We start from the raw sequence: 12,453 nt of genomic DNA, 5'->3' as shown, positions 1-12,453 counted from the left end.
CGTCAAACGTAGAGCTCGCTGACGTCGAGCGTCAGGCGGCCCAGCTCCGCGGCGGAGACCACCCCCACCACGCCGCCGTTCGTACCCCCCAGCACGAGCGCCGCCGCAGCGCCGTGGCGGCGCATCGTGGGCACGAGGTTGAACAGCCGGCGGCGCTCGCCCACCAGCACGAAGTCCCGCGCCAGGTAGGCGGCGACCGGCTGCCCGGGGTCGGCCTCGAGCGCCAGCCCCAGCGCGTCCTGCGGGCGCAGGTAGCCCTGCGGCCGCCCGCCTTCGTAGGCCACGAACCAGTGCGTCGCCAACCGGCCGCGGTGCGTCTCCAGGAACGTCGCGACCGGAACGTCGGCCTGGACCCGCACGACCCGCCGCTCCATGATCTGGGCGACCGGCTGCATGTAGGCGAAGTTGGTCTGCAGCGCGTCGGGCATGGGGTGGCCGCGGCGCTCGAGCTTCATCGTGTAGATGCTCTCGGCCAGGAGCGCCTTGCGCAGCCCGTAGCTGGCGGCCACGGTGATGGCCATGGGCAGCACGGCGCTGTAGTCGAGCGTCATCTCGAAGATGATCACGATCGCGGTCACCGCGGCGCCGGTGGCGCCGCCGATGACCCCGGCCATGCCGGCCACCGCGAAGGCCGGCGGGCTGATGTTCAGGGCCGGGAAGACCTGCCCCAGGATCAGGCCGTAAGCGCCGCCGAGGGTGGCCCCCATGAAGAGCCCGGGCGAGAAGATCCCGCCCGAGGCGCCCGAGCCCAGGGTCAGGCCGGTGGAGACGAGCTTGAGGACGAAGAGCAGCAGCAGGAAGCCCCAGCCGTTCAGACGCCCCATCAGCACGTCCTGCACGGTCGCGTACCCCACGCCCTGGGTGTAGTAGTGGCCGCTGTACTGCGCCAGCAACACGAAGATCGCGCCCACCAGCGCCATCCCCAGCGCGTGGCGCAGGTAGGGGCGGCGGCGGAAGCGGCGGTTGAAGAAGTCCTCGAAGCCGTAGATCGTCCGGATGTAGAGCGCGGCGGCGGCGCCCGCGAGCAGCCCCAGCCCCAGGTAGGCGAAGAGCACCCAGGGGTTGGCGAGCTCGAAGTAGGGGGTCTCGAAGCTGGGGATGACGAAGGAAGGGTGGGGCCCGAAGAAGAGCTGGCCCAGGTAGGTGGCCGTGGCCGTGGCCAGCGCGACCGGGACCAGGGTGCGCACGCTGACCTCGTGCAGCAGGATTTCCAACGCGAAGAGCACCCCGCCGACCGGGGTGTTGAACGTCGCGGCGATCCCCCCACCGGCGCCCGCCGCGATCAGGGTGATCCGCTGGGGCAGCGGCAGCCGCAGGTAGGCCGAGGCGATCGAACCAAAGGCGGCCCCGATCTGGATGATCGGCCCCTCCCGGCCCACCGACCCGCCGCTGCCGATCGAGAGCGCCGACGCCAGCGACTTGACGACGGCCACGATGGGCCGGATCCGGCCGCGGTGGTAGTAGATGGCGTCCATCACCTCGGGCACCCCGTGGCCGCGGGCCTCGGGTGCGTAGTTCTGGGTGAGGAAGACGACGAGCAGGGCCGCCATCACCACCAGGGCCACGACGCCGAAGCCCAGCGGGCTCAGGGCGGTGTGCTGGTTGGCGTCGTAGTAGGTGGAGAACCGGCCGAGGAAGACGAGGTTGTGGATCAGGGCGATGAGGGCGCGGAAGACGACGGCCCCCAGCCCGGCCACCACGCCGATGGCAATGGAGGTCAGGGCCATGGCCAGCGGGTGGAGAGAACGTTCGTTCATCGCGCCGAACCTTCACGTTCAGGCTAGCACCGACCCCGGCGGACGCACGTCCCACGGCGCGAGGGCCGTCGCGCGTTCCGCGGAGAAAGGCCCACGCGCACCGACCGGGCGGGCGCGCGTTCCAGGCCGTCGCGGCGGTTCAGCCTTCCGGGCGGCGGCGGTAGACGACGATCCAGGGGCTGCCGAAGCGTTTGCGCTCCTCCGGCGTGGCGCGCCGCAGGAACGGGCTTTCTTCGGGCTTCCAGCCGCGCGGCGTCGGCAGCAAGAGCGGCCGTCCCTTGCGGCGGGAGTAGGCGCCAAGGCGGTTGCCCAGATAGGTGAGCGCCGAGTAGCGGGTGACCGATCCGTAGAGACCGTAACGTTCCACCAGCTCGGCCCAGCGCTCGGGCCGCACCTCGGCCAGCCGGTCCGCGAACTCGAGGACGGTGAACGCCTCGGGCATGAGCCGCACGACGGCCTCCAGGTCTTCGTCGGGCAATAGGGGCATCGCTCACATCATAGAGTGGGTGCGCCCATTGCAGCGTGAGAGAGGCGAGCCGGTTGCCCCTGGGGTTCCCCGCGTCCGCCACGCCACTACAATGGACCCATGGCCAAGGTTGCCTCGTTCGATCTGGATCACACCAAAGTGCGGGCGCCGTACGTGCGCCTGGCCGACCTGAAGTACACCCCCGGCGGGGAGGTGATCAGCAAGTGGGACCTGCGGGTGGGCCAGCCCAACCGCGAGGTCATCGGCACCGGGGCGATGCACACCTTCGAGCACCTGCTCGCCATGAAGATGCGCGACCACCTGGAGGGCATCGTGGACGTGAGCCCGATGGGCTGCCGCACCGGCTTCTACGCGGTGATCATCGGCCAGCCCGCGCCCGAGGCGGTAATGGAGGCCTTCGCGGGGGCCCTGGCCGACATCGTCGCCCACGAGGGGCCGGTGCCGGCGGCCAACCCGCTCGAGTGCGGCAACTACCGCGACCACGATCTGGAAGAGGCCAAGTACTGGTCGCGTCGCGTGCTCGAGAAGGGGTTGCACGTACAAGAGACGATTCTTATCGAGGGGCGCTGAGATGGAAGGCCCGATCCTGCTCCTGGCCGCCGAGGGCGAAGAGGCCGAGGCGGTGCTGGCGCGCATGGGGCGCGCCGAGAAGCTCGAGGCCCCCTGGCCGGCGTTTGCTGGCGAGCTGGGCGGGCACGAGGTGCGGCTCTTGGAAAGCGGCATCGGCAAGGCGGCCGCCGGCGCCGTGGTTGGCTGGGCGGTGGCCCGCTACGCGCCGTCGCGGGCCGTCTGGCTGGGGGTGGCGGGTTCCCTCAACCCCGAGCTTTCCACCGGCGACGTGCTGATCGCCGACGACGCGGTGCAGTGGGACATGGACCTGACCCCGCTGGGCCGCGAGCCGGGCGAGCTGGACAGCGGCGAGCGCTTCATACCCGCCGACCCCGCCCTCGCGGGCGCGCTGCACGCCAGCGCCCAGCGGCTCGGCTACCACCACGTGCGCGGCCGGGTCGCCAGCGGCGACAAGTTCGTGGCCGACCCCGAGACCGCCCGCTGGATCCGCGCGACCTTCGCCGCCGACGCGGTGGAGATGGAAGGGGCGGCGGCGCTGTGGGCGGCGCGCAAGCTGGGGGTGCCGATGGCGCTGGTGCGGGCCGTCACCGACGCCGCCGACACCGCCGCGCCGGGGGCGTTCGAGGCCTTCTTGGTGGAGGTCTCGCAGAAGCTGGCCGCGCTCGTCGAGGACACCCTGGCCCACCTCGACCGGGTAGATTGAGGTACGAGGGGTGGGGCTATGAAGCTGTTTTCGGGGAACGCCAACCGGGCGCTGGCCGAGAAGATCGCCGGTTATCTGGGGTTGCCGCTGGGGGAGTCGCTGGTTCAGCGCTTTCCCGACGGTGAGGTGCGGCTGCAGCTGGGGGAGAGCGTGCGCGGCAACGACGTCTACGTCATCCAGCCCACCGCGCCGCCGGTCAACGAGAACTTGATGGAACTCCTGCTCTACGCCGACGCGCTCCGGCGCTCGAGCGCCGGCCGCATCAACGCCGTGGTGCCCTACTTCGGCTATGCGCGCCAGGACAAGCAGAGCATCGGCCGCGAGCCCATCAGCGCCAAGCTGGTGGCCGACCTGATCGAACGGGCGGGGTACCACCGGGTGATCGCCATCGACCTGCACGCCCCGCAGATCCAGGGCTTCTTCAACATTCCGGTCGACCACCTGCGCTCGGTGCGCCTCTTCGCCGAGTACATCGAGCGCGAAGGGCTCGTGGACGGTTCGGTCGTCGTCAGCCCCGACGCCGGCCGCGCCGAGGAGGCGCGGCGGCTGTCCAACCTGTTGGGCCTGCCCATGGCCATGCTGGCCAAGCGCCGCACCGGCCCCACCGAGACCGAGGTGACCTACGTGATCGGCGACGTGGAGGGGCTCCGGCCCCTCATCATCGACGACATCGTCTCGACCGGCGGCACGATCCGCCGCGGGGTGGACGCGCTGGTGGCCGCGGGGGCCAAGCCCGAGGCGGTGGTGATGGCCACCCACGCGGTGCTCGTGGGGCCGGCGCGCAGCAACCTCTCGCACATGGGCATCGAACGGGTCGTCTTCACCGACACCATCGCCCTGGACGCCGGCGAAGGGTACGAGATCCTCTCGACCGCGCCGCTGCTGGCGCAGGCGATCCGGGCGGTGCACACGCACCAGTCGGTTTCGGCGTTGATCTAGGAAGCGGGTGGTGGGGCGGCCCCGCTTCCCGGCCGCGAACGGTTGACCCCGGGCCCACCGTCCGCGTACAATCGGGTTTGCGTGCCGGAGTGCCGGCGCCGTGTGCCCCCGCCGCGCACGCGGCCTAGGAGGAAGCATGGAGTACAAGCTCAAAGCCTATTACCGCGAGTCGGAAAAACCCAAGGTGCTGCGGCGTGAAGGCAAGCTGCCCGGCATCATGTACAACAAGAACGTCAACAAGAAGCTCTACGTCCACCTGGGCGAGTTCGACAAGGTCTTCCGCAACGCCGGGGTGCACCACGTGATCACGCTCGAGCTGCCCGACGGCGAGACCGTCGACACCGTGGTCCGCCAGGTGCAGCTCGACAAGCGCCGCCGCCGCCCCGAGCACGTGGACTTCTACGTCCTCACCAAGGGCCAGACCCTGGACATGTACGTCAACCTCAAGTTCGTGGGCGAGGCCAAGGGCGTCAAGCTGGGGGGCGTGCTTTCGACGCCGCTCACCGACCTGGAGGTGCGGGTGCTGCCGCGCAACATCCCCGGCTTCATCGAGGTGGACGTCTCGGAGCTGGAGATCGGCGACGTGCTCCACGCCTCCGACCTGGCCCTGCCCGAGGGGGTCGAGCTGCTCACCGACCCCGAGGCCGTGGTCGCCACGGTGGTGCCGCCCGAAGACATCGAGAAGCTCGAGGCCGAGGCCGCCGAAGCCGAAGGAATGGAAGCCGAGCCCGAGCTGATCAAGCGCGGCAAGGCGGAAGAGGAAGAGGCCGAGTAACCCGAAGCCTGCACCCACGGGGAGGCTGCGGCCTCCCTTTTTCGTAGACTGGGCGGGTGGACTGGGGGAAGCTGAAACGCTGGCTGGCCGGGTTCGCCATGCGGCCCGACGTGGAGTTGGACGAGGGGGATCCTGACGTGAGCGCGCGCTTTCTGGTGGTGGGGCTGGGCAACCCCGGCCCGCGTTACGCGGAGACCCGCCACAACCTGGGGTTCTGGGTGGTCGACCGCATCGCCCGGGAGGAGCGCCTCGCCTGGAAGCAGCAGGGCCGGGCCTTCACCACCCGCTGGGGGAGCGGCTGGCTGATGAAGCCCACGACCTTCATGAACGCCTCGGGCGAGGCGGTCGCGCCCTTCGTGCGCTACTACAAGATCGCGCCCGAGCGCCTGCTGGTGGTGCACGACGACATGGACCTGCCCCTGGGGCGGCTGCGCCTGCGCCGCGGCGGCAGCGCCGGGGGGCAGAAGGGGGTGCGCTCGATCATCGAGCAGCTGGGCACCGACCGCTTCGACCGCCTGCGCCTGGGCATCGGCCGGCCGCCGGCCGGTTGGGACGCGGCGAGCTGGGTGCTCTCGAAGTTCTCGCCCGACGAGCGCGGCGTCGCCGACCGGGTGGCGGCGGCGGCGGCGGAGGCGGTGCGAACCTGGCGCGACCAGGGGCTCGAGGCCGCCCAGCAGCGCTTCAACGGGCTGGATTTGCGGGAAAGCGGCAGCTAGTCGATAGTGCGCGGTGCGTGGTTAGCTAAGCGCCCGTGGCTTGTAACTTGTGGTAATCGGCTTGTAGCTCGTGGCCTGTAGCTTGTGGTGTTTTCTTTTCGTTGCAGTGATATAGCCTTCGGTCCGGTTGCGGCGCATTAAGACTCCCTCCCCCTGGGGAGGGCCGGGGTGGGGGTCGCGGGCGCTGATAAAACCGAAGGTTTACCTTCTGCATCGCAAAAACCTACATCCCACCTCCCACCTCCTGCATCCCGCTTCCTGCACCCCACCTTCCGGCCGAAGTATCCTGACGGTGTGAAGCCGAAACGCATTCTGCTCGTGGCCGGGGGGCGCTCGGGGGAGCACGAGGTCTCGCTGCAGTCGGCCCAGGGCGTGCTCGAGGCCCTGCCCTTCGACGCCGACCCCGCCGTCATCGCCAAGGACGGCCGCTGGTTGCTGGGGCGGCTGGCGCTCGACGCGATCGAGGCCGGCCGTGCCCCGCGGGGCGACCATCCCTTCCCGCCTCCGGTCGCCTGGCGCGACTACGACGTCGTCTTCCCCCTGCTGCACGGCCGCTGGGGCGAGGACGGCACGATCCAGGGGTTTTTCGAGATGCTGGGGGTGCCCTACGTGGGCGCCGACGTGACCGCCAGCGCCGTCTGCATGGACAAGGACCTGTCGAAGCGGATCCTCGCCCAGGCGGGGCTGCCGGTGGTGCCCTGGGAGGTGCTGCGCAAGGGCGAGCCCGTCTTTGTGGGGCTCGAGCCCCCCTTCTTCGTCAAGCCGGCCCGGGCCGGCTCCAGCGTGGGGATCGCCAAGGTGCGGCGCTACGCCGAGCTGCGCCCGGCCCTGGACGAGGCCTTTCGCCACGACGACAAGGTGGTCATCGAGCAGGCTGTACCGGGGGTGCGGGAGCTCGAGGTCGCCCTGCTCGGCAACGTCGAGGCGGAGGCCAGCGTGGTGGGCGAGGTGCGTTACCAGGCGGAGTTCTACGACTACGCCACCAAGTACACCGCCGGCGCCGCGGAGCTGGACATCCCCGCCGCCCTCGACCCCGGCACCCAGGAGACCGTGCAGGAGATGGCGGTGCGGGCCTACCGGGTCCTGGGCGTGCGCGGCATGGCCCGGGTCGACTTCTTCCTGGCCGAATCCGGCGAGATCTACCTGAACGAGCTGAACACCATCCCCGGGTTCACCCCCTTCTCCATGTACCCCAAGCTGTGGCAGGCCTCGGGCCTCCCGTACCCGGAGCTGCTTACCCGCTTGGTAGAATTGGCATTGGAATGAAGCGACGTTTCTACCTGGGCCGCCTTTACGACGACGCGGCCGGCGACCTCGGCGAGACCCCGTTCACCTACGACCCTGACGACCTGACGACCCACGGCGTCATCCTCGGCATGACGGGCTCGGGCAAGACGGGGCTGGGCATCGGGCTGCTCGAGGAGGCGGCCAGGAAGCGCATCCCCGCGCTGATCCTCGACCCCAAGGGCGACCTGACCAACGAGCTCTTGCATTTCCCCCGCCTGGCCCCGGAAGACTTCGAACCCTGGGTCAACCCCGACGAGGCCCGGCGCGCGGGCAAGACGACGGGCGAGCTCGCCGCCGAGAAGGCGGCGCTGTGGCAGAAGGGGCTGGCCGGGTGGGGGCTGGGCCCCGAGCAGATCCGCGAACTGGACCGCGTCCGCTACGCGGTCTACACCCCCGGCTCCACGGCCGGGGTTCCCGTTTCCATCCTGGCCTCGCTGCGCGCCCCGGCGGGTGACTGGCGGACCCAGGCCGAGGAGCTGCGCGAGCAGGTGGCCAGCACCGCCACCGCCCTTCTGGGTCTGGTCGGCTACTCCGACCTCGACCCGGTCACCAGCCGCGAGCACATCCTGGTCGCGCGCATCCTCGAAGCGGCCTGGCGGGCGGGGCGCGACCTGGACCTGGGCGAGCTGATCATGCAGGTCCAGAACCCGCCCTTCGCAAAGCTGGGCGTCTTCGACACCGACACCTTCTTCCCGCCGCGTGAGCGCTTCGGGCTGGCCATGCGCCTCAACAACATCCTGGCCGCGCCCGCCTTCCAGGTCTGGACCGAGGGCCAGCCGCTCGACGTCGGGGCGTTGCTCTACGCCAAGGGCGGCACCCCGCGCCACAGCGTCTTCTACATCGCCCACCTGAGCGACGAAGAACGGATGTTCTTCGTCACCCTGCTGCTCACGGCGCTGGAGAGCTGGACCCGCAGGCAGTCGGGCACCACCGCGCTCAGGGCGCTGCTCTACTTCGACGAGATCTTCGGCTACCTGCCGCCGGGCCAGGACCCGCCCAGCAAGGGGCCGCTGCTGCGGCTGCTCAAGCAGGCCCGCGCCTTCGGGGTGGGGCTGCTCCTCGCCACCCAGAACCCGGTCGACGTCGACTACAAGGCGCTGACCAACGCCGGCACCTGGTTCATCGGCCGGCTGCAGACCCAGTACGACAAGCAGCGCTTGCTCGACGGGCTCGAGGGCGTTTCCGGCGGCCTCGACCGCGAGGCGTTCGACCGGCTGATCTCCAGCCTGGGCAAGCGCGTCTTCCTGGCCAAGAACGTCCACGAGAAGGCTCCGGCCCTCTTCGGTACCCGCTGGGTGATGAACTACCTGGCCGGTCCGCTGACCCGCGAGCAGATCCCGGCGCTCAACCGGCTGGCGGGCGCCGGGGAAGCGGCCGCGCCGCAGGAGGCTGCGCCCGCGCAGGCCGCCGCGGTCCGGGAGCCGGAGGCCGCCGAGCCGCCCGGATTCGCCACCCGGCCGGCGGTGCCCGCCGGGGTGGAGGACTACGTGCTGCCGGCCACCGTCGCCTTCGCCGATGCGGCGCGCCGGGCGGGCGTGCGGGCGGAGGGGCCCGCGGCCGTCCTCTACCGGCCCGAGCTGCTGGCCCAGGCCGAGGTGCGCTTCGCCCGCCGCAAATACGAGCTGAACACCGTCCTCAAGACCGCCGCGCTGGTGCCGCCCGAGGAGCTCGCGGGCCTGGTGCGCTGGGAGGACCACCCCCACGCACCCTTCGACGAGGGCGTGCTCGAGGGCAGGCCCGCGCCCGACGCCCGCTGGGAAGAGCTGCCGGGCGAGCTGGCCGACGGTCGGGCGCTCGCCAAGCTGGCCCGCGGCTTCAAGGACTGGGTTTACCAGTCGGCCGAGGCCCGGGTCTGGCACAACCCCTACCTGAAGCTCTACGGCGGCCCCGAGCTGGGCCGCGAGGAATTCCTCGAGCGCTGCCGCAAGGAAGCCGAGTGGAAGGCGCGCGCAGAGGCCGAGAAGCTGCGCAAGAAGTACGAGCGCAAGGTCGCCAGCCTGAGGAAGAAGCTGGAGCGCGAGCGGCGCGAGCTGGCCGAGGACGAAGCCGAGCTTTCCCGCCGCAAGATGGAAGAAATGGGCGGCTACCTGGACACCGTGATCGGCCTCTTCGGCGGCCGCAAGCGCGCGCTCACCGGGGCGCTCTCCAAGCGGCGGATGACGGCCCGCGCCAAGGAGGACGTGGAGGAGTCGAAGGCCGAGATCGCCGCGCTGGAGAAGGAGATCCAGGCCCTGCTGGACGAGCTGGAAGACGAGGTCGGCGAGATCGAGGACCGCTGGGAGGAGCTGGCCGAGGACGTCGAGCCGATCCCGGTGACGCCCTACAAGAAAGACGTCGCCCTCGAGTTCTTCGGCGTCGCCTGGGTGCCCCACTACGTCGTGGGCGAGGGGGCGGCCCAACGGTTGCTGCGGGCGGCCCCCTAGGCCGCGCCGGCGGTTTCTGTGGAGGCATCACCGCGTGGTATAAAGCCGGTATGAACAAGGCTGGGATGATTGCGCGCATCAGCGCGCCCTGGCTCCTGCTCTTGGCGCTGGCGGCGGGGGCGCAGGGCGCGCGGTTCGGTGAGGCTTACTGGGCGGCGGCGGACTACCCGCGGGTCGCGCGCGACTTCGACACCCGGGCCAAGGTGCAGGCGCTCTTCCCGGGCGGCAACACCGCGCTGCACTACGCCGCGGCCTTTTCCCGCGATCCGCGGGTGATCCGCTACCTGGTGCAGCGAGGCGCCGACCCGAACCGCGCCAACGCGAAGCGGCAGACCCCGCTGATGTGGGCCGCGGCCAGGAGCACCGCTCCGGCGGCGGTGCAGGCGTTGATCGAGTCGGGGGCGCGGCTGGACCTGAGCGACGACCGGGGGCGCACCCCGCTGCACTACGCGGCGGCGCTCTCGCGCACGCCGGGGGTCCTGCAGGTGCTGGCCTACTTCGGGGCCGACGTCGGCGCCCGCGACCAAAGCGGACGTACCCCGTTGCACGCGGCGGCGGCGAGCAATGCCGACGTCGGCGTCTTTCGCGAGCTGCTGCGCATGGGGGCGCGGATCGAGGAGCCCGACGCCCAGGGGCTGCCGCCGCTGGCCACCGCGGTCGTCGCCGGCAACGCGCCCGGAGTCGAGGTCCTCTTGAAGCTGGGCGCGGACCCGACGCTGGGCGACCGGCTGGACCGCTCGGCGCTGTACCTGGCCGCCCAGGCCACCCGCGAACCCGAGGTGGTTCGGGTGCTGGTCCGCCGGGGGTTGGACGTGAACCGGCGGACGGCCACCGGCACCCGGCCGTTGCACATCGCCGCGCGCGACAACCCGGAGCCCGCGGTGATCGAGGCGCTGATCGACGCGGGGGCCCGCGTCAACGCCACCGATCCGCTGTGGAAGACGCCGCTGATCTACGCCGCCTGGAAGAACCCCAACCCCGAAGTGGTGCTGACCCTCCTTCGGTTGGGCGCCAACCCGCGGTTGCAGGACGCCGCGGGGATGACCGCGCTCGACTACCTGCTCATGCACAACGTCAGGCTGCAGGGCAGCGAAGCCGAGGCCGCGCTGCGGAGGGCCACTGGTCGCTGAACCGTCCCCGCCGCGGCATCATGCTAGCGTAACGGAGTGAAACGGCTTGCATTTACCGTAGTTCTCTTTTTCTTGGTATCGGTTTCCATCTCTGCGGCCGGCTCCGGAGGCCGCCTGCTCGAGCCCGGATTCTGGCGCACCGCGTCCCCGGACCGGCTCGAGCCGTTGCTGCGGGAAACGGCGGGCTGGCCCGACCTCGTGGACGACGAGGGCGAGACGCCGCTGCACCTGGCGGCCCGGTTCGCGAATCCGGCGGTGCTGGAGGTCGTGATCGACGGTTGGCGCGCGGCGGGCCGTTCCCTCGATCCGCGCGACGGCGAGGCGTTCACCCCGTTGATGCGTGCGGCGGCCGACAACCCCGACCCCGGAGCGCTCCGCCTGTTGGTCGCCGCCGGGGCCGACGTTCGCCTGACCAACGGGCTGGACGAGACGCCGCTGCACCTGGCGGCGCGGCTCAACCCCGAACCGGAGGCGGTCCGGGAGCTCGTGCGCCTGGGCGCGGACCTGGAAGCGGTGGACGCCGACGGCTGGACCCCGTTCTTGAGCGCGGCCTCCTCGGGGCGGGCCGACAAGATTGCCGTGCTGCTCGAGGCCGGGGCCCGCACCGGCGTGCGCGCGGACGACGGCGCGACCGCGCTGCATCTGGCCGCGGCCGCGGCTCCCGACGCCGAGGCGGTGCGCCGGCTGCTGGGCGCGGGGTTGGATCCGAAAGCGACCGACGGCGACGGCTGGACCCCGGTGCACGCGGCGGCGGCGCTGAACGAGGGGGAGGGGGTGGCGGACGTGCTTGCGGCCCTGCTCGACGCGGGCGGGTCGCTGGAGGCCCGCAGCGGAATCGGTGAAACGCCGCTGCACCTGGCGGCCCGGGTGGGCGGCCGCCCCAAGGCGGTGGCGTTGCTGCTCGACCGCGGCGCCGACGTGGCCGCCCGCGACGAGGACGGCTGGACGCCCCTGCACGGAGCGGCCACGGCCGACTCCACCGCCGTCGTGCGTCTGCTCGCCCGGGCGGGCGCCGACGTGAATGCACGCGACCTCGAGCAGAAGACCCCGCTCCTGCTGCTGGCCGACTGGGGCGGTTCGATAGAGGTCGCTCGCCTGTTGGTGGAGCTGGGGGCCGATCCCGCCGCCCGCGGCCGTTGGAACTGGAGCGCGCTTCATTTCGCAGCCGCCCAGGGAAGCCCCGACCTGAAGGCCTGGGTGCGCCTGGGGCTCGATCCGGCCGCCCGCAACGACCTCGGCGAAACCCCGCTGCACGTGGCCGCCCGCCTGGGCGACGACTCCGGGACCCTGCGCGAACTGGTGCTCCTGGGGGCCGATCTGGAAGCCAGGGACGGCGACGGCTGGACGCCCTTCCTCGCAGCCGCGCGCGCCGGTAACGGCGCCGCCCTGCGGGCGCTGGCGGAGCTCGGCGCCGACGTGAACGCCCGCAGCAAGCTGGGGCGCAACGCCCTGCACCTGGCGGCGCTGTTCGCCGAAGACGAGGCGGTGCCGACCCTGCTCATCGAGCTGGACGTCGCGGCCGTGGTGCAGGACGCGGCGGGCGCCTACCCCTGGAACCTGCTGATGAAGAACCCTCAACTGGCCGAAACCGACCTGACCGTGGGGCTTTACCCGATCGGGATGCACCCGGAAGACCGCTAGGCGGAAACGGCGAAGGGCCGCGCCC

Annotated in this window: 11 protein-coding genes; 9 read left to right on the top strand and 2 right to left on the bottom strand. The window is 71.3% G+C overall.

Annotated features, from left to right (window positions below; translation table 11 throughout):
- Positions 1-2: 2 nt before the first annotated feature.
- Together OCEPR_RS09820 and OCEPR_RS09815 are read right to left on the bottom strand one after the other, a co-directional pair.
- Positions 3-1,757 carry a chloride channel protein gene (locus OCEPR_RS09820; RefSeq protein WP_013458565.1) on the bottom strand — a complete coding sequence of 585 codons (1,755 nt, stop codon included), beginning with the start codon at positions 1,755-1,757 and terminating at the stop codon, positions 3-5.
- A gap of 139 nt (positions 1,758-1,896) precedes the next feature.
- Positions 1,897-2,244, bottom strand: coding sequence for a hypothetical protein (locus OCEPR_RS09815; RefSeq protein WP_013458564.1), 348 nt, complete (start codon positions 2,242-2,244; stop codon positions 1,897-1,899).
- 99 nt (positions 2,245-2,343) lie between these two features.
- On the opposite strand from OCEPR_RS09815, the gene OCEPR_RS09810 reads away from it, so the two are divergent.
- The 9 genes from OCEPR_RS09810 (at position 2,344) to OCEPR_RS09770 (ending at position 12,428) form a co-directional block, all read left to right on the top strand.
- Positions 2,344-2,814: an S-ribosylhomocysteine lyase gene (locus OCEPR_RS09810; protein ID WP_013458563.1), complete on the top strand. Its 471-nt coding sequence runs from the start codon at positions 2,344-2,346 to the stop codon at positions 2,812-2,814.
- 1 nt (position 2,815) lies between these two features.
- The gene (locus OCEPR_RS09805; RefSeq protein WP_013458562.1) at positions 2,816-3,517 is read left to right on the top strand and encodes a 5'-methylthioadenosine/adenosylhomocysteine nucleosidase; all 702 of its coding nucleotides are present in this window, start codon (positions 2,816-2,818) and stop codon (positions 3,515-3,517) included.
- An 18-nt stretch (positions 3,518-3,535) separates the two neighbouring features.
- The gene (locus OCEPR_RS09800) at positions 3,536-4,456 is read left to right on the top strand and encodes a ribose-phosphate diphosphokinase (RefSeq protein ID WP_013458561.1); all 921 of its coding nucleotides are present in this window, start codon (positions 3,536-3,538) and stop codon (positions 4,454-4,456) included.
- Between the two features lie 136 nt (positions 4,457-4,592).
- Positions 4,593-5,231: a 50S ribosomal protein L25 gene (locus OCEPR_RS09795; protein WP_013458560.1), complete on the top strand. Its 639-nt coding sequence runs from the start codon at positions 4,593-4,595 to the stop codon at positions 5,229-5,231.
- Between the two features lie 98 nt (positions 5,232-5,329).
- A complete protein-coding gene (pth, locus tag OCEPR_RS09790) occupies positions 5,330-5,947 on the top strand; it encodes an aminoacyl-tRNA hydrolase (RefSeq protein ID WP_049773605.1) in 618 nt (205 codons plus the stop codon).
- A 294-nt stretch (positions 5,948-6,241) separates the two neighbouring features.
- Complete coding sequence (locus OCEPR_RS09785) at positions 6,242-7,213, top strand: D-alanine--D-alanine ligase family protein (protein ID WP_013458558.1); 972 nt, start codon at positions 6,242-6,244, stop codon at positions 7,211-7,213.
- Positions 7,210-9,657, top strand: a complete 2,448-nt coding sequence (locus OCEPR_RS09780; protein WP_013458557.1) for an ATP-binding protein — start codon at positions 7,210-7,212, stop codon at positions 9,655-9,657. The genes OCEPR_RS09785 and OCEPR_RS09780 overlap by 4 nt, the downstream gene beginning before the upstream one ends.
- A 50-nt stretch (positions 9,658-9,707) precedes the next feature.
- Positions 9,708-10,787, top strand: a complete 1,080-nt coding sequence (locus tag OCEPR_RS09775) for an ankyrin repeat domain-containing protein (protein WP_041554199.1) — start codon at positions 9,708-9,710, stop codon at positions 10,785-10,787.
- Between the two features lie 36 nt (positions 10,788-10,823).
- Positions 10,824-12,428, top strand: a complete 1,605-nt coding sequence (locus OCEPR_RS09770; protein WP_013458555.1) for an ankyrin repeat domain-containing protein — start codon at positions 10,824-10,826, stop codon at positions 12,426-12,428.
- The last annotated feature ends 25 nt before the right edge of the window (positions 12,429-12,453 follow it).

It is taken from the genome of Oceanithermus profundus DSM 14977, from assembly GCF_000183745.1.
In the GTDB taxonomy this organism is placed as follows: Bacteria; Deinococcota; Deinococci; order Deinococcales; family Marinithermaceae; genus Oceanithermus; species Oceanithermus profundus.
The sequence above is the reverse complement of the archived record's forward strand: the minus strand, read 5'-3'. Positions and strand labels throughout refer to the sequence as shown.